The sequence below is a fragment of the Haloglycomyces albus DSM 45210 genome (assembly GCF_000527155.1).
GTDB classification, from domain to species: domain Bacteria; phylum Actinomycetota; class Actinomycetes; order Mycobacteriales; family Micromonosporaceae; genus Haloglycomyces; species Haloglycomyces albus.
In genome coordinates this window covers 1,854,231-1,869,978 of the sequence record NZ_AZUQ01000001.1, presented here as the reverse complement: position 1 = coordinate 1,869,978, position 15,748 = coordinate 1,854,231, and the positions used below count along the sequence as shown (strand labels likewise).

General features: G+C 60.4%; 17 protein-coding genes and 1 pseudogene. 10 read left to right on the top strand and 8 right to left on the bottom strand.

The features are described 5' to 3' along the window. Positions 1 to 253: 253 nt before the first annotated feature. Positions 254 to 1,024, bottom strand: a complete 771-nt coding sequence (locus HALAL_RS0108765) for a hypothetical protein (protein ID WP_025273643.1) — start codon at positions 1,022 to 1,024, stop codon at positions 254 to 256. A 346-nt stretch (positions 1,025 to 1,370) separates the two neighbouring features. On the opposite strand from HALAL_RS0108765, the pseudogene HALAL_RS18915 reads away from it, so the two are divergent. From HALAL_RS18915 to HALAL_RS0108755, 4 genes and pseudogenes are all read left to right on the top strand, one after another. Beyond that, positions 1,371 to 1,451 (top strand): annotated as a pseudogene (locus tag HALAL_RS18915) (ATP-binding protein); the annotation flags it as partial. 229 nt (positions 1,452 to 1,680) lie between these two features. Further along, positions 1,681 to 2,604: an IS701 family transposase gene (locus HALAL_RS16780; protein ID WP_051462849.1), complete on the top strand. Its 924-nt coding sequence runs from the start codon at positions 1,681 to 1,683 to the stop codon at positions 2,602 to 2,604. Next, complete coding sequence (locus tag HALAL_RS17565) at positions 2,528 to 3,040, top strand: hypothetical protein (RefSeq protein ID WP_051462846.1); 513 nt, start codon at positions 2,528 to 2,530, stop codon at positions 3,038 to 3,040. The genes HALAL_RS16780 and HALAL_RS17565 overlap by 77 nt, the downstream gene beginning before the upstream one ends. A gap of 204 nt (positions 3,041 to 3,244) precedes the next feature. Then, positions 3,245 to 3,604, top strand: coding sequence for a DUF6086 family protein (locus tag HALAL_RS0108755; protein ID WP_025273642.1), 360 nt, complete (start codon positions 3,245 to 3,247; stop codon positions 3,602 to 3,604). 43 nt (positions 3,605 to 3,647) lie between these two features. Here the strand turns inward: HALAL_RS0108755 and HALAL_RS0108750 are convergent, their stop codons facing one another. The 4 genes from HALAL_RS0108750 to HALAL_RS0108735 all read right to left on the bottom strand — a co-directional run bounded on the left by HALAL_RS0108750 (position 3,648) and on the right by HALAL_RS0108735 (position 6,061). After that, positions 3,648 to 4,070: an arsenate reductase/protein-tyrosine-phosphatase family protein gene (locus HALAL_RS0108750; RefSeq protein ID WP_025273641.1), complete on the bottom strand. Its 423-nt coding sequence runs from the start codon at positions 4,068 to 4,070 to the stop codon at positions 3,648 to 3,650. Positions 4,071 to 4,170: 100 nt separating this feature from the next. Continuing rightward, positions 4,171 to 5,259 carry an ACR3 family arsenite efflux transporter gene (arsB, locus tag HALAL_RS0108745; RefSeq protein WP_025273640.1) on the bottom strand — a complete coding sequence of 363 codons (1,089 nt, stop codon included), beginning with the start codon at positions 5,257 to 5,259 and terminating at the stop codon, positions 4,171 to 4,173. Then, positions 5,256 to 5,618: an ArsR/SmtB family transcription factor gene (locus tag HALAL_RS0108740; RefSeq protein ID WP_025273639.1), complete on the bottom strand. Its 363-nt coding sequence runs from the start codon at positions 5,616 to 5,618 to the stop codon at positions 5,256 to 5,258. Before HALAL_RS0108740 ends, arsB begins: the two co-directional genes overlap by 4 nt. 47 nt (positions 5,619 to 5,665) lie before the next feature. After that, positions 5,666 to 6,061 carry an ArsR/SmtB family transcription factor gene (locus tag HALAL_RS0108735; protein ID WP_025273638.1) on the bottom strand — a complete coding sequence of 132 codons (396 nt, stop codon included), beginning with the start codon at positions 6,059 to 6,061 and terminating at the stop codon, positions 5,666 to 5,668. 91 nt (positions 6,062 to 6,152) lie between these two features. On the opposite strand from HALAL_RS0108735, the gene HALAL_RS0108730 reads away from it, so the two are divergent. Then, entirely contained in the window at positions 6,153 to 7,574 is a 1,422-nt protein-coding gene (locus HALAL_RS0108730; RefSeq protein ID WP_025273637.1) for an FAD-dependent oxidoreductase, read from the top strand. Positions 7,575 to 7,719: 145 nt separating this feature from the next. After that, entirely contained in the window at positions 7,720 to 8,247 is a 528-nt protein-coding gene (locus HALAL_RS0108725) for a GNAT family N-acetyltransferase (RefSeq protein WP_025273636.1), read from the top strand. Here HALAL_RS0108725 and HALAL_RS0108720 read toward each other — a convergent pair. Next, positions 8,242 to 8,628 carry a DUF2784 domain-containing protein gene (locus tag HALAL_RS0108720; RefSeq protein ID WP_025273635.1) on the bottom strand — a complete coding sequence of 129 codons (387 nt, stop codon included), beginning with the start codon at positions 8,626 to 8,628 and terminating at the stop codon, positions 8,242 to 8,244. The two genes, HALAL_RS0108725 and HALAL_RS0108720, sit on opposite strands and share 6 nt — an antisense overlap. 366 nt (positions 8,629 to 8,994) lie before the next feature. Here HALAL_RS0108720 and HALAL_RS0108715 point away from each other — a divergent pair, with 366 nt between their 5' ends. After that, positions 8,995 to 10,479 (top strand): alanine/glycine:cation symporter family protein, encoded by a 1,485-nt coding sequence (locus HALAL_RS0108715; RefSeq protein WP_035534458.1) that lies wholly within the window; start codon positions 8,995 to 8,997, stop codon positions 10,477 to 10,479. 296 nt (positions 10,480 to 10,775) lie between these two features. Then, the gene (locus HALAL_RS0108710) at positions 10,776 to 11,588 is read left to right on the top strand and encodes a hypothetical protein (RefSeq protein WP_025273633.1); all 813 of its coding nucleotides are present in this window, start codon (positions 10,776 to 10,778) and stop codon (positions 11,586 to 11,588) included. Between the two features lie 27 nt (positions 11,589 to 11,615). Here HALAL_RS0108710 and HALAL_RS0108705 read toward each other — a convergent pair whose 3' ends face one another. Beyond that, on the bottom strand, positions 11,616 to 12,284 hold the full coding sequence (locus HALAL_RS0108705; protein WP_029767635.1) for a GntR family transcriptional regulator: 669 nt from the start codon (positions 12,282 to 12,284) through the stop codon (positions 11,616 to 11,618). A 96-nt stretch (positions 12,285 to 12,380) separates the two neighbouring features. On the opposite strand from HALAL_RS0108705, the gene HALAL_RS0108700 reads away from it, so the two are divergent. Continuing rightward, positions 12,381 to 13,562 (top strand): amidohydrolase, encoded by a 1,182-nt coding sequence (locus HALAL_RS0108700; RefSeq protein ID WP_025273632.1) that lies wholly within the window; start codon positions 12,381 to 12,383, stop codon positions 13,560 to 13,562. 74 nt (positions 13,563 to 13,636) lie between these two features. Here HALAL_RS0108700 and HALAL_RS0108695 read toward each other — a convergent pair whose 3' ends face one another. Then, the gene (locus HALAL_RS0108695; protein WP_025273631.1) at positions 13,637 to 13,924 is read right to left on the bottom strand and encodes a Smr/MutS family protein; all 288 of its coding nucleotides are present in this window, start codon (positions 13,922 to 13,924) and stop codon (positions 13,637 to 13,639) included. Positions 13,925 to 14,219: 295 nt separating this feature from the next. Between HALAL_RS0108695 and HALAL_RS0108690 the strand changes: the two genes are divergently transcribed. Beyond that, positions 14,220 to 15,746, top strand: a complete 1,527-nt coding sequence (locus HALAL_RS0108690; protein WP_025273630.1) for a hypothetical protein — start codon at positions 14,220 to 14,222, stop codon at positions 15,744 to 15,746. The last annotated feature ends 2 nt before the right edge of the window (positions 15,747 to 15,748 follow it).

Genomic DNA, 15,748 nt, shown 5'->3' with positions numbered 1-15,748 from the left:
AAAAGGTTATGCTCACGACGAAAAAGATGCCCCAAGAAATAACAGGCCACCATCCGTCGAACCAACTTTGCCCGAGCGTGTACGCCCAGACAGCAATAAAGACGATGTACCCTAGGCCCCAGATTCTTTCTTTACTCATGTTGCCTCATAGATTCTCTTCTAGACGACGGTGGTTGCTGAGGCCGGAAATTGGGCTTCAGCAACCACCGTCTATGATTCCGGTAGTTTCAGTACCGCGAAACCTTCATCAATGTTACGCAACCATGTTGCTCTCGTTGCTCAGGGCCATAGGGAGTCCTTGCGCCCTATCAGCGCACTGTGCAAGCCTGCTGGCGCCGAAAACGGCCGATCCGGCGATACAGGCGGCGATTGCGGGTCCAGCGAAGCAGGCCGCGACGACGATCCCGACCGCCCAGTTCGGAACACCCAGACTGCTTGCGCACTTCTTGAACGTGCTCCAGCTGAACCCCTGGATGGAGACCTCAGGTTCCTGGATTTTTTCGGTGGTCACGGTGGCACCGTCTACCGAGTTGGTGAACTCGATCTCGTGGCTGCCGATCCGCTCGAAGTGGTTCTCCCGAGTCTGGAGGAGTTCCTGCGACGCGGAGTATTCAAGAATCAGCCCTGACGAGTCAGTGGCGTACTTGTGGGCGGGGACAACGACAGCGGTTCTTCCGTCGTCCGGGTTTGGGATGGCTTTAACGCCGTCCCATTGGAGGTCTGTTTCGCCGATATTCACAAGAGGGATGCTCCCGTTGTTGACTCCCTCGCGGGTGAGGTCCGCCCATTCGCTCGGGTCCTCCATTAGCTCTACCGGCTCGTACGTGGTTGAGTCGGTGGTGCATTCAGCGTCAGTCGTGTATGCCTGTTCGGAGGATTCGGCCGGTGAGGGGGCGTTCTCACTGTGAGCCGGAGACGCTGAGACGGATTGTTGACATGCGATGGCTGCTGTAAGTCCAGCAGACACAACCACTGCTGCACGGATTTTTCCGGAGATCTTGGATCTACGGATCTTCGTATGCATTGGGAATGGTTCCTATCTTGAAGGGACGGTCACGGATCGTAACCATATTTCACGTTACGAGACTTGGGAACTAGAGTCAAGTAGGTGACACCACTAGTATCCAATCTGGTCACAAATAACCCCTAAATATAGAATCGTAAATACCTCAAGATAAAGCAAGGACTGCGATCTGTCCTAAACCGACGATCCCACGGGCACCAGCCAACGGTCGAACTTGGTAACGAACGAACACACCGCCCGCCGAAGGATTTTACCGCCTGGTCGTTGCCGCCTACGAGAAACGATCCTTTGGCGGGTCGTCCAACCTCCACCCCCAGATGGGTTTGACGAGATCATGCCGAAGACCCTGGCTTCGGCCACTGTCGACAGGTTGCTGCACCATGCCCACGTCATCGTCACCACTGGTGACTCATACCGCCTTATTGAAGCCACCACAGGCAAGGGTGTCCAACCCTTGAGCTATCATTCTGCCCGGGAATCAAATGGCCACGGACAGGGATATCATCGTCCGCCAGATCTTGGATTAAATGGCCGTAATCGAGGAAGCCTAATACTCCAGCCGTAGTTTGTGTTTTAGGGAGTTTTGAGCCCTTAGGTTGGTGTGGCGCTGGACAAGTTGGTGAAACCAGAGACGGCCGCTGCCTGTGTTTTCTCTTGTGACAGAAGAAAATAAAGCAGCGGCCGCTCAAGCCAGCATAATCACCGACGTTCACGAGGACGCTTCCGACCGGGTGTTCTCCGCCCTCTCATCACAATTCAAACGACCGGAGACGTTCTGGAATGCCCAGACCTATACGCAGGGACTGATGAGCGAGCTGGCGTCGAAAAACGCCTGGACGATCAGCGAATGGGCCGGGCACGCGACTCCCGACCGGCTGCAATACTTGTTGGAACGCGCATGCTGGGACGAGGCGGCCGTCCGTTCCACGCTCGGCGAGATCACCACAGACGTTCTCGGGACCGGTGGCATTCTGGTGTTTGACGAGACCGGACACGTCAAGAAAGGCACCCACACGCTGGGGGTTCAGCGCCAATATACCGGGACGGCCGGTCGGACCGAAAACGCACAAGTCCACGTCTGGGCCGCCTGGAAGACCGATCGGGGTTTCGCTCCACTAGATGTGGCCGTCTATCTTCCCCAATCCTGGTGCGCCGATTCCGGCCGCCGCGCGGCAGCAGGCATCGACGAGGACGTCGAATTCGCTACCAAGGGTCAGATGGCGGCGGCCATGACCGCTACGTGGGCCGACCGGATCGGGTCAGAAGCGATCAGTGCGGCCACCGGTAACGCCGTCTACGGGCAATCCCCTGACCTCAAGGACGAACTCTGGAAGCAACAGATCCCGTTCGTTCTCGCCGTCAAGGCCACCACCCGGATCCGCACCCGCCCCCCGACGGCGAGCCGAACCAGCCGGACGGGTCACCGATTGGCTCCCGGACGACTCCTGGCAGACCCGAGCGATCGGACAGGGCGCCAAAGGAAGGCGCACCTACCGGTGGGCGATGGTCACCTTCGACGACCCCGACCACGCGGACGGATACCGTTACCTGCTGGTTCGCGAAAACCGCTCCACCGGTGAACGAGCGTTCTACCACGCCTGGTGGCCCACACCGGCCGGACTGGCCCAACTGATCCACGTTGCCGGATCACGCTGGTCGATCGAAGAGGCCTTCCAACACGCCAAAAGCTGCCACGGACTCGACCACCATCAGGTACGGACCTGGACGTCCACCTACCGACACCTGACATTCGTCATCACGGCGTTTCTCATCCATCTGATCGCCACGCTCCAGTTCAGAACCACCAACCAGTCACAAGACGTCGACCCGATCAGCCTGCCCCACACCGCTCACTTGATTGCCGTGTTCTGCCTATCCATGCGCGCCACCGTACAACAGGTTATAGCCTGGTCAGACAGAAAACGAAGACACGCACGAACAGCAAAAGAATGCCACTACAAGCGACGAGACGACCACCTCCCACCGCTAAAACACAAACTACGGCTAGAGTACTAACGGCTAATCCACGTCACTCTGCTTATCGCGCTATACATCAGAGCACCATCGTCACCTCACGGCGAAGCAAGGCACAGCCGGATTCGCCTGAGCCCAAGCGGCAGCACCAAAGCCGCCCACAAAAATCGATGTCCAGTCGTGTCGATGTCGTGATACTTTACAGCCCAATTGATTAAACATGAACAATACATTGGATCGAGAAATATGAGCATTATGTTTGACGTTGGGGACACAACAATCTGGAATCCCTCAAATGGACCGGGCCGTCTATTTGTCGCGATCAAATCAGCTTTGGAAACGGACCACAATCTCGATTCTGGTATCAGTAACATTACTTCCGATGAGTGCAAGATTGACCCACCCGTTTTGCGGTCCTTCCTATCAACACTGATCGACTCTGGCCTGTACAGACATGATGTCGGCGGCCTCTTGCAGGAAGGGTTCATCATCACCAGTTTGGCGCTGCTGAACCGATGTGGAGATAATGCCTCTGATCTCATCGAGGCGTCCGGGATCTCGCCGGATCGTATAGACCAACTGGATACCTATGGACTTGCTTGGTAGTTCATTGAATTGAGACACGCCCGTAGGCCCAGCCCCAACGAACTCATCTTTCCTGTTCCGGTAGCAGTTCCGTCAACAACTCCTCCACCCGAGCCCTGATGTCGTCCCGGATCGGACGAACCGCTTCGACTCCTTGCCCGGCGGGGTCCGCAAGATCCCAATCGAGGTAACGCTTACCGGGAAACACCGGGCAGGCGTCACCGCAGCCCATGGTTATGCAGACGTCAGAGGCTTCCACCGCGTCGGTAGTGAGGATCTTGGGCTCCTGCTGGGTGATGTCGATGCCGACTTCCGCCATCGCTTCGACGGCAGCCGGATTGACCGCATCGGCCGGATCCGATCCAGCCGAGCGAACCTCGACACGGTTACCGGCCAGATGCCTCAGCCAACCGGCGGCCATCTGTGACCGGCCCGCATTGTGGACGCACACGAACAGCACGGACGGTATCTCGGACATGCTAGTCATCCTTTGCTTGGTTGTGTCGAGGGCCAATTTTCAATGCCCAGCGATAGACGGCTCGTCTTGATCGATGCGACCGTAACCGAAGAGTCCATAGAGCACCACATCATGCCCGCAGGGCGTCGTCTGGATTGCGGAAGAACTTACGTGCCCACAGGCTGACGTATACCAAGGCGACCAATACCGGCACTTCGATCAAGGGACCAACGACACCGGCCAGTGCTTGCCCAGAGGTGACGCCGAAGGTCGCAATGGCCACTGCGATGGCCAGTTCGAAATTGTTACCGGCGGCGGTGAAGGCAAGGGTCGCCGTGCGATCGTACGGCAAACCGATCGCCCTGCCGAGTAGGAACGACCCGGCCCACATTGCGGCGAAGTACACCAACAACGGTAGGGCAATACGGGCGACGTCGCCTGGGCGAGTCGTGATGGCCTCGCCTTGGAGGGCAAAGAGAATCACGATGGTGAACAGTAGCCCGTAGAGGGCAAACGGTCCGATCTTGGGAATGAAGTTGTCTTCATACCATTCGCGGCCCCGGGATCGCTCCCCGAATTTCCGCGTGAGATATCCGGCGGCCAGCGGAATTCCCAAGAAAACAGCGGTATTCAGAGCGATTTCGAATCCAGAGACGTCAAGACCGGCACCTTCGAGACCCAACCAGTTCGGCAGGGCCGACAGGTACAGCCAACCGAGGAATCCGAAAGCGAGTACCTGAAAAATCGAGTTCAGGGCGATGAGGACGGTAGCGGCTTCGCGGTCCCCACAGGCGAGGTCATTCCAGATGATGACCATGGCGATGCAACGGGCCAATCCGACAATGATCAGTCCGGTGCGGAACTCCGGTAGATCCGCCAAGAAGGTCCAGGCGAGCGCGAACATGACGGCGGGGCCGACCAGCCAGTTGAGGATCAGCGACGAGATCAGCAGTTTTCTGTCGCCGGTGACGGTGTCCAGCCGGTCGTAGCGGACTTTGGCGAGGACGGGGTACATCATCAGGAGGAGCCCGGCGGCGATGGGCATGGAGATGCCTCCGATTTCCACCGATTCCAGGGCGCTTTCGATTCCGGGTACCCAGCGTCCCAGAGCGAGGCCGGCGAGCATGGCCGCGCCGATCCAGACGGGTAGGTATTTGTCGAGGGTGGAGAGTTGTCCACCCGTTTTGTTTGTTTGGGGTGTTTCGACGTCCGTGCTCATGCAGTGGTTACCTCACGGGTGGAAAGGACTGTGGACAGAAGGTCGAGGGTTGCGGCGGTGGCGGTGTAGTAGATCCATGTGCCTCGTCGTTGCGAGGTGACCAGGCCGTAGTCTTTGAGTACTTTGAGGTGGTGGGAGATCGTGGGCGCGGCCAGGTCGAATGATTCGGTCAGGTCGCATACGCATACCTGACCGCCTTCGTGGGAGGCGATGAGTGACAGGAGGCGTAGCCGCACCGGGTCGCCCAAGGCTTTGAAGGAGGGGGCGAGGCGTTCTGCTTGATCTGGGAGCAGCGGTTCCTTCACTAGGGGGATGCGGCAATCGGACAGGTCTGAACCGTCCGTGAGTTGCTTCGACATGCGTCTAGTTTGATTGATTTCAAATCAGCCGCCAACCCCGGGGGTGGTTATCTGCCCCACTGCGGTGGCGATTCACGCGTCAACAACGTTGCCTCTGACAGTTGGTCAATTCTGTCCTGCGCGGTTGCAATTCCGGCCAGGGTTTTCAACGGGTCGGAGAAGGGTGCGCAGCAGACCGAATAAACGTTGGAGCGTCCTTTCGGGGTCACTTCCACCAGGTTCAGTTCGCGCAAGGGCTTGAGGTGGTGGCTGACGAGCGTCTGGGAAAGGCCGGTGGCGTCGCTGAGTTCGCGGACGGTGCGGGAGCGTTCAGCCAGCAGCAGGACGAGCATGAGGCGATTTTCATCGGCCAGAGCTTTGAACAGGGGCGCGGCGTCTTTGGACCGCCGCAGGATTGTCTCGTCGCTGTGGGTGACGCTCAGTGGAACTTCATGGCGGGTCATGAGGAAATTATGTCATAAGACTTGTTTACAACAGCATTCACTGCTAATAATAGAGATTGCAATTAAAAATTGACTGTGAAGGAGTTCCGCCATGGAACAACCGAACAATCACCCCGCCCGAACCGTCGCCGTCATCGGTGCCGGGCCCGTCGGCCTCGCAGCGGCCGCGCATCTCGTCAAACGCGGAATCACCCCGATCGTCTTGGAGAAAGGTGACGGCCCTGCCGCAGCGGTGCGTGCATGGGGTCAAGTACGTCTCTTCTCACCTTGGAAGTTCAATATCGACTCCGCCGCACACGAACTGCTTGATCGAGCGGGATGGAGTGAGCCCGAACCGGACGAACACCCCACCGGTAACGAACTCGCCGAGAACTACCTGAGTCCGCTGGCCACGTTGCCTGGGATCAAGGAACATATTCGCTACCAGGCCGAGGTCGTCGCCGTTACTCGCCAAGGGATCGACAAGACCCGAACACTGGGTCGCGAAGGAACGCCCTACCTGATCCGAGCACGTATCAACGGCGGCTACGAGGACGTCGTCGCCGACGCGGTCATCGATGCCTCTGGCACATGGGACCACGCCAATCCGCTGGGAACCGGCGGTTTGGCGGTCCCGGGAGAGGAAACGATCGACGCGCACTTGGCCGGGCCGCTTCCCGATGTGACAGGCACGGACCGGGAGCGGTTCGCGGGCAAGCACACCCTCGTCGTGGGAGCGGGCCACTCGGCCGCCAACACGATCCTCGCTCTGGTCGAATTGGCTGACGACTCTCCGAGCACGAAGATATCGTGGGCCATTCGTTCCTCCAGCGCCCGAAAGGTCTACGGCGGCGGGGACGACGATGCCCTGCCCGAGCGCGGCCGCCTCGGTTCCCGGCTGAAGGAGGCCGTCGCATCGGGGAAGGTCACGCTGCATAAGGAATTCCGTATCGAGTCATTTCAGAGAAAGGACGATCGCCTCCAAGTGGAGGCTACCGGTGGAGGGAAACCGATCGCCCTCACCGTCGACTGGATCGCCGCCGCGACCGGATTCCGCCCCGGGCTCGACATGCTGCGTGAGATCCGCCTCGACCTGGACCCGGTGGTAGAGGCCCCGGCTCGTCTCGGGGAGTTTATCGATCCGAACTTCCATTCGTGTGGAACGGTTCCGCCGCATGGCGAGCGCGAGTTGGCGCACCCTGACGCGAACTTCTATCTTGCCGGGATGAAGTCCTATGGCCGCGCGCCGACGTTCTTGCTGGCCACCGGGTACGAGCAGGTTCGCTCTATTGTCGCCGCTTTGGCGGGGGACCGCGAGGCGGCGGACAGGGTCGAGCTACAGCTGCCCGAGACCGGAGTGTGTTCTACCGACGCGGCGGATGAGGCAGCGGGTGACGATGACGGCTGTGGCACGTCCTGCGATGTCGCACCTCCGTCCCGTGGATTGGCCACTGGAGTGATTCACGGTCGTGAAGGTGACGAACAGAGTGAGTCGCCTGAGGCGGAGAAAAGTCGGGACTCCTGCTGCAGTTGACCTCGCAGAAGTGGCTTGACCGGGGATGATGGTCGTTTCGCCCCACTGGTAGAAGTCGTGGTCGGGTAATGGTGCCCGGCCACGATTGTTGTTGCGGAGGGGAATTCGTTTGTTCTCCGTAGTCGTGGAGTGCGATACTCGCGGTATGGAATTGCGCCGCGCCACCGTCGACGATGCTGAGGAAATCTATCGAATCCGCAATCGGTCATGGCGGGTGGTATACAGCGGCATCATCTCCGATCGAGTCCTCAATGTGCTTCCGACCCGTCCGAACGATTCGTTCCTGCACGGGCTCAAGGACGAGGTGACGGATCGCGATACGTTCGTCAGTTTCGAGGACGGGCATCTGACCGGCTTCATCACCGTTGGTCCGTGGCGGGAGCACGGGGACGATGGGATGGAACTACGTCCGGATCTGGGAGGAGAGATCTGGGCGATTTATGCCGATCCTGACCACTGGCGAACCGGGGTGGGAAAGCTATTGCTTCAAGCGGGTATGGAATGGCTCCATGAGCACGATTACCAGCCGATTCGCTTGTGGGTGGTTGATAAGAACGAGGTCGGTAAGGCGTTTTACCGGAAGAACGGCTTTGCCTTCGACGGGGGCGAATCCGAACTTCGGCTACGCGGCCAGATCTATTACCAGCACCGTTTCACGTATCAGGGTTCATGAGGCGCTCAACGCCCGTTTCCGAGCACGTCGACGATGTATCAGTATTGCCGCTCCCAGCCAGGACACGGCGATGACTCCCGCTACCGCGAACCGTATCGGGGTGATGTATTCCGCCGGGTAGATCACCCCTTCGATGTAGGTTCCGAGAAATCCACCGCTCTCCAGGCCCTCTTGCCCGGCTTGGCGACGTAGGTTGTCCTCCCAGGGTGTCAGCGGGCAGGTGAAGTTCCAGGTGATGATCGCCAGCGCGTACATGGATATGGCCGCGTGTGGAAACCATGCCAAGGGCCATTTCCAGGCTAGAAAGCCGCCTAGAACCAGGTACACCAGGAACGCGAAGTGCGCGTACATCACTAGGTCAGCCGCCAACGCCGCATCCACGATCCTCACCTCGCCACGACTGTTGCCATTGGATTGGCAACTTCATTGTCCCATTGTCGTGGCTTATTGGAAGCGTTCCGGATTGCCGGGACACTGACTACCGTCAGTCCTGGGGGGTTCCGACGGCTCTTGACGGCATGATGGGCAGAGAACTGTATCCCCGCCCACACGGTTTCGGTTCCGGATCCGCCACCCTGCCAGTCAGTCGCCAATTACCTGCAACAACACTTGATATTAACCGACCTAAATGGGTCACGACGACGTCTCAATACATAACCATTCGATAAGAACGTCTCATATTCTGCGATTCCACTGGTAACTTCCCTGGGGTGTCCGCACCCGGAAATCACAATAAGGGGATAAATTTTGGATGCCATAAATGAATTTTTGAATGGAATCGTCGATGCGATCATGACCGCCAGCGGCGAATATTGGACGTGGGTCCTCGTGCCCCTGATTGGATTCGCGGCCGTATATTTCACGATTCGCACCATGGGCGTACAATTCCGCCTTTTCCCGAAAATGGTCAAAAGCCTTTTCGAACCGGCGGGAATTGAGAGCAACGGCAAGAAAGGCATCTCGGCCTATCAGGCATTTTCGGTGTCGGCAGCCGCCCGCGTCGGTACAGGGAACGTTATCGGTGTTTCCGTCGCCATCTCAACCGGCGGCCCCGGTGCCGTATTTTGGATGTGGACCATGGGTATCATGGTCGCCTCCGTCGGATTCATCGAATCGGCTCTCGCGCAGCTTTACAAAACCCGCGAAGGGGATACATTCGTCGGCGGCCCCGCCAATTACATCAAATACGGCTTGGGCAAAGCGTGGATGGCGAAACTGTTCGCCGTCGTTCTGATCATCACGTTCCCGACCGTATTCTTGATGGTTCAATCCAACACCATCACCGACGCTGTCAATTCCTCGGCAGAGGAGTTCGGCTTCGACATCGGCAATATCGGTCTCCTCACCGTGAGCATCATTCTTGCGGCCATCATTGCCCTCATTATCTTCGGCGGTCTCCGCCGCATTGCACACGTTGCTCAGCTGATGGTTCCGGCCATGGCACTGCTGTACCTCATCGTCGGGATTGTCATGGTGGCAATCAACATCGACCAAATCGGCCCCGCGTTCAGCGCAATCTTCGAAGGTGCGTTCGGGGTTCGCGAATTCGTAGGCGGCGGTATCGGTACTGCCATCGTGGTTGGTTTCCAACGCGGTATGTTCTCCAACGAAGCCGGTATGGGTTCCTCCCCGGTGGCCGGTGCGACCGCTTCGGTCAGCCACCCCGCCAAGCAGGGTCTGACTCAGGCGGCCGGTGTCTACTTCGATACCATGATCGTCTGCACGATCACCGCCATGATCATCATGGTGTCGCAGCCGGACCTCGGCAATTCCGATATCGAAGGACAGCTGGTACAAATCGCCGTCGGCGACAGTCTCGGCGGATGGTCCGTACACGTCATTACGATCGTGCTGTTGTTCCTCGCCTTCACCTCTTGCCTCGGTAACTACTACTACGGTGAATCCAACATCCGATTCCTCAGCAAGAGCAACACCGTATTCACCGGATACCGTTTCTGGATTCTGGCAATGGTCATCATCGGCGGTGTAGCGTCGCTCGACACGGTATGGGGCTTCGCCGACGTAACCATGGGAGCCATGGCCACCGTCAACCTGATCGCCATCCTCATGCTGGCGCCTGTCGCTCTCAAGCTGCTCAACGATTACAGTCGACAGCTGAAGGACGGGAAAGACCCGGTGTTCACACGCGATTCCATCGACGGCGCGGGAGAGGTCCCCTGTTGGGACCCCGATGCTGACGATGACCGCCCGAAAACATCCGCAGGCTCGTAATCCCAGCTGAAAAGCGCTGAAATTGGGCCCGGGACCACGCTTTGGTCCCGGGCCCAATCAGTACACGCAGCGGATGGTCCGACAGATAGGCACGACCTCATTGCATTGAGCAGTCCTGGACCGTTTCTCCCCGTATTGCCCGATCCGTGTCAATGGCGCCGAGCGTCTCCCGTTTCGGTGACTTCATAGGCCCTCACACCTGTATTTCCCCGCCGTGAAAAGGCAGGAAATCTCCAAACAAACACAATCCTCCCCACCACTACCGATACGATGACGGCTCTCATTACGATGGAGTCATGTTTGTTCGCTCCCGCCACTCACCCTCCGCGCAAACGAAGCCGAGCGGGAACCTCCCCCTGCCCGAACGAAGCGGGAAACGGGCCACCGTAGTGGCGGCCCTGCTCGCCACCGCTTTTCTTGCCGCCTGTACCACCTCGGAACCGAGCCCCGACGACCATCGCGCCGACAACTGCCTGGACGCAGAGGGCTGCACCGAAGACGTCGAGCCCGGCCTCGGTGATTTCGAGATCCCCGACGACCACCTCGGCGTGGCCAGCATCGGAGCCCTCACCCCGCGCCCCAAGGGCCCTTGGACCAATGACCGCGGGCCGGGGGCGACCGATGAATTCTCCACCGACTCTCACTCGGTTCGCGTCCAACACACCGGAAACTGGATCTCCTACTTTTCGGTCGGCCAGTTCTCCCAATTCAGTCTGGACGCCGATATCGCAGACATCGAAGAAGCCGCGGATACGGCCCTTGAAACCTGGACCCACGGCAACCCCTTCGCCTGCACGGTTAATCCGCAGTACTCCCCGATCGACGTCACGTATTCCCGCGTCGACGGCTATCCCGCCGCGCTGGCCACCACCACCATCAGCTGGGACGACGGCGGCGACTGCACCGAGGACGACTACGAGGACGTGGCCCTGCTTCTCGTGGAGTTGGAAGACGACGCCGTGTTCTCGGGCATGGCCTCCATCCCCGAATCGGGCACCGAACACTACGACGCCGCTGTGGACGCCCTGCTACAGACCACTTTCCACGATCGCGACGTGCTGCTCTTACACGAATTCAACGCCCACGACCGGGCTCGTATCGGGAAATGACCGGCAATGGACCGGCGCCCGACGGTGTCACCTGCGACGCGATTTCGTAGCGGCGACCGGATCGGCGCGCTCCTCACCCCAGTCCGCCAGGGCCGCCAAGGTCGGACGCAATCCGTCGAGGACGTGCTGTGCGGTCAACCGCCGCGCCCGGTCCGCGTCGCCGTCACGTATCGCCGCGGCAATGCGGACATGCTCGGTACCCTGATGCAGCGGACCGCGCTCCCGGGTGAGATGAAAAAGCCACCGCATCCGCGCGTACATCGGACGCATCGCGTCCCGCAGCTGCGGACTATTGGCCGCTTCGACCAAGCGACGATGGAACTCGGCGTTGTACTCGGTCTGTTCTACGACTCCGGATTCAGGCTTCAGGCGAGTGGTCTCCTCCAGCCGACGCAACTGAACGTCGGTACGCCTGTGCGCGGCGAACTCCGCCGCCATGGGTTCCAAGGCGGCGCGAATCTCGAACAGGTCGGTAATATCAGTCCGACTCCAAGTGCTCACTATGGTGCCCTGACGTGGAACGCTGATGACCAGGCCGTCGACTTCCAGGCGATGCAGTGCCTCTCTCACGGGCACTCGCGATAGCCCCAGGTCGGCGGCAAGATCTCTCTCCACAAGACGCTGCCCGGGGCGGTATTCCAGCCGCATAATACGTCCTGTGATCTCCTCCACGGCCGTGGAGCGTCTACTGGTCATGACTTCACCTCGTGTCCGATGCACGCCTCATTTGACAGTCCATTAATGGTATACCATTATTTTTAGTGGTATACCATTAACTAAAGGGGGATGAACATGTCCGATCTCGTACTTCGCAATGCGCGTTTGTGGGGCATTCCAGAGCCAACCGACATGACGATTCGTGACGGTCGTATTCTGCAGCACGGCCGATCGCAGGTCGGAGCCGACGCCTCCGAGTACGACCTCCAGGGAGCGCTCGTCCTTCCCGGACTCGTCGACGCCCACGCCCACGTGGACAAGACCCTGTTCAGCGGCCCCTGGGTCCCTCGCACGGCCGGTCCCGGTTTGGCGGCGGCCATCGAATACGGCCGGGTGGAGCGCGGCAAATACGGTGTACCCCATCCCGACTACATCGAAGCCCTGTTGACGAACATGGTCGTGCACGGCACGACCCACGCTCGCAGCCACATCGACATCGATCCGGATCTGGGGATCAACGCCGTCCACGCCGTGCGCGAGGCCGTCGACCGTCTGCGGGGCCGCATCGACGTCGAGTTGGTGGCCTTCCCCCAAACCGGGCTGTTGACCAGCCCCGGCACTCTCGATTACATGCGTGAGGCCGTTGAGGCCGGAGTGGAGCTCGTCGGTGGCATCGATCCCGGGGGATTCGACGGCGACGCGGTCGGGCATCTCGATCACATCTTCGAGCTGGCGGAACGGTACGGCATCGGTCTCGATATTCACCTCCACGACGGGGACAACCTCGGTGTCTACGAATTCGACCTGATCATCGAACGCACCAAGGCCCTGTCCATGCAGGGCAAAGTGACCGTCAGCCACGCGTTCGCCCTCTTCGACGCCGACCCGGCGACGCGGCAACGGCTCATCGACGATCTGGCGGAGAACCGCATCAACGTCACCTCCGTGGCACCCCGGAAGGTGCTGCCTCTCCGCGATTTGGACGCCGCCGGCGTCGCCATGGGAATCGGCAATGACGGCGTGCGCGACCTCTGGTCGCCCTATGGGACCGGGGAGATGTTGGAGCGGACCCTGTGGTTCGCTCGCAATTCCGGTTTCAGCAAGGACCCCGACATCGAGCTGGCATTGGAGGCGGCCACCTACGGCGGCGCGCACATCCTCGGACTGCCGGACTATGGACTGGCCGAAGGATCGCGTGCGGACCTGCTGGTCGTCCAGGCGCGCAACGCCCCGGAGGCCGTCATGACCCACCCGCAGCCCGATCTGGTCGTCAAAAACGGAGTGGTGACCGCTCACACGGGCTCCTTGTCCGAATAATTCTCATCGCGTTCACCATCCTGGGTGAACCTTCGCCCTGGCACGCGGGCGCGAGGTTGCGAGCGCGGGACGCTCTAGCGTTTCTTACCGCGCCGCCCTTGCGCCCGCTTATGTTTAAAGTAGACAAAGAGGCGACCGAAGTTCTTGGAGTCCTTGTCGACTCGATGATAGAGCGCCTTGATGTCCTTCCGATCCAGGAACCGCAGGACCTTCTTCTTCAGCTGCCCCGAACCCTTGCCGGGAATAATCTCGACGGTGTCGATACGCTTGTCGATCGCTTCTTGGACAACCTCGTGTAGGGCTTTGTCGATTTCACGACCTTTGTTATAAATATCGTGTAGATCCAGAACGATCTTTGCCATCACGCACCTTTCCTTTCCCCACAGACGTTACCGCGCAACACACTCACCGTTAGCGGTGGTTGTTTCGTGTCCGACCGAACCAATAAACTGGGCCGTATCGGACATTGTCCACCACGCCGCCGCAGGGTATCTCCGTCCATCACGGCGATACGGCAGGCCGGCAGGCGACCGGATGTCGATCAGTCGAGGTTGCAGAAGTTAGCCGAATCGTGTTCCATCTCCAGCCAACGGTTTTCGGATGGCCTTCGCTAGCGATGGCAGGGTACCGTTCCCAAGGAAGTCAGAAGGAGTAACCGTGACCTACGAACACAACCAGGCGGCCCGTCCCCCGCGTCCGCCTGAAGAAACCAGTGAACCCATACCACGCCAGGAGCCACCGGAAAGCTATCGCTTCGCCGAGCGCCGCCGCCCCGAACCGGGGCCGAACGAGCGTGCCGACGAGGTAGGCGAGGCCGCGGCGCACCGGGAGCAGGCGGGGACCGATACCCCCGAGGCACCACCTGTTCCGGAGTACGGAGACGTGGCGGCCACTCCACAGCCGTCTCCCCGGGCGCGCGGTCCACAGATGCCGCGACGGTATGAAGGGCACCAGGAGACGACCGCTCCGGAGTCGATGTCTCCTCCAGGGCCGACTCCGGCCGGGGAAGCCGAGTTCGCCGGTCCCGCCCCTGTCACTCCGGAAGTGCCGGGTCCTGCCGCGGAATCGCCGACACCGGCCCCGAGCCGTCGTCCCCGTCCCGCCTCGCGTTCGGGAGAGCCGCTCGCCTCACAGACGCCCGCCCCTCCGGCCCCAACCCCGTCGCCCGAGGTCAACACCGTTCCCCCACCGCCGGAACCGCCTCCGGCACATCCGACACCGCCGCATACCACCGATGAGGAGTACGAGGAACGCGAGGCCCTGCTCTCGCGGGTGCGCGAGGTGGTCGGCGTACGCGACGCGTATTACGTGACCGCGCGGGACGGTTCGCCCAGCCTGCGGCTGGATTTGGAGGAGGGCGTGGACCCCGCGGAGATTCAAGACCAGGTTTCGGCGGTCGTGGCCGAGCAGATGGAACCGCCGGAGGCCGACGATTCGGAGGCGGCCGACGAACGGGAGCCCGAACAGGTCTCCGAGCCGGTCGATTCCGCTCAGCCGGTGTCGGACGACGACGTGAGCCCGGCTCCCGAACCGGTGTCTTCAGTGCCGCCGGTTCCCGAAGAGCCGGTCGCACCCGCCGAACCCAGTAGACCGCGTCGTGGCGCGGAAGACCTGTCGCAACGGTCGGAGCCGTCGATACCGCAAGCACAGCATCGCAGTGATTCGGAGCCGTCGGTGGTGACGCGGCCGGACTCCGATGCGGACACGGAGGCGACGTTTGTGGGCCGAGGACGTGCGATTCCCACCGTTCCGGTGAAAGAGGCGCTGCCACCCGCATTGTCGCTGCCGGAGGAACCGAACGAGGTTTTGTCCATCGGGCTCAATCGTTTGACGGTCGATTCCGAGGAACTGACCGCCGAGGTCCTGGTGGACTTCAATGTCGGCGCGGAGGAGGCTCGGGGGCGCGCGACCGCCGCGGCGTCCGATTGGCACGTGCAGCGGGCCTGTGCGACCGCTTCCTTGGAGGCCTTGCGGCCCTGGTTGGTTCCGGACGGAGCCCGTGTGGAAATCGAACACGTCTCCCTGCTCGATACGGCACCGGTTCAGACGGCGGTGGTCACCCTCTTGTGGATGGACTCCGATGGACCGCGTCGCTTGGCGGGCGCACACGTCGTCGACGGCGAGCAGATGCGTGCGGTGGTTTTCGCGGCCGTAGGCGCACTGACGCAAAAAATGACACACTAGGA

What these genes read in the sequence shown, in the direction of transcription:
- HALAL_RS0108765 (WP_025273643.1), bottom strand. Translation starts at nt 1,024, where the DNA reads ATGCATACGAAGATCCGTAGATCCAAGATCTCCGGAAAAATCCGTGCA.
- HALAL_RS17565 (WP_051462846.1), top strand. Translation starts at nt 2,528, where the DNA reads ATGGTCACCTTCGACGACCCCGACCACGCGGACGGATACCGTTACCTG.
- HALAL_RS0108755 (WP_025273642.1), top strand. Translation starts at nt 3,245, where the DNA reads ATGAGCATTATGTTTGACGTTGGGGACACAACAATCTGGAATCCCTCA.
- HALAL_RS0108750 (WP_025273641.1), bottom strand. Translation starts at nt 4,070, where the DNA reads ATGACTAGCATGTCCGAGATACCGTCCGTGCTGTTCGTGTGCGTCCAC.
- arsB (WP_025273640.1), bottom strand. Translation starts at nt 5,259, where the DNA reads ATGAGCACGGACGTCGAAACACCCCAAACAAACAAAACGGGTGGACAA.
- HALAL_RS0108740 (WP_025273639.1), bottom strand. Translation starts at nt 5,618, where the DNA reads ATGTCGAAGCAACTCACGGACGGTTCAGACCTGTCCGATTGCCGCATC.
- HALAL_RS0108735 (WP_025273638.1), bottom strand. Translation starts at nt 6,061, where the DNA reads ATGACCCGCCATGAAGTTCCACTGAGCGTCACCCACAGCGACGAGACA.
- HALAL_RS0108730 (WP_025273637.1), top strand. Translation starts at nt 6,153, where the DNA reads ATGGAACAACCGAACAATCACCCCGCCCGAACCGTCGCCGTCATCGGT.
- HALAL_RS0108725 (WP_025273636.1), top strand. Translation starts at nt 7,720, where the DNA reads ATGGAATTGCGCCGCGCCACCGTCGACGATGCTGAGGAAATCTATCGA.
- HALAL_RS0108710 (WP_025273633.1), top strand. Translation starts at nt 10,776, where the DNA reads ATGTTTGTTCGCTCCCGCCACTCACCCTCCGCGCAAACGAAGCCGAGC.
- HALAL_RS0108705 (WP_029767635.1), bottom strand. Translation starts at nt 12,284, where the DNA reads ATGACCAGTAGACGCTCCACGGCCGTGGAGGAGATCACAGGACGTATT.
- HALAL_RS0108700 (WP_025273632.1), top strand. Translation starts at nt 12,381, where the DNA reads ATGTCCGATCTCGTACTTCGCAATGCGCGTTTGTGGGGCATTCCAGAG.
- HALAL_RS0108695 (WP_025273631.1), bottom strand. Translation starts at nt 13,924, where the DNA reads ATGGCAAAGATCGTTCTGGATCTACACGATATTTATAACAAAGGTCGT.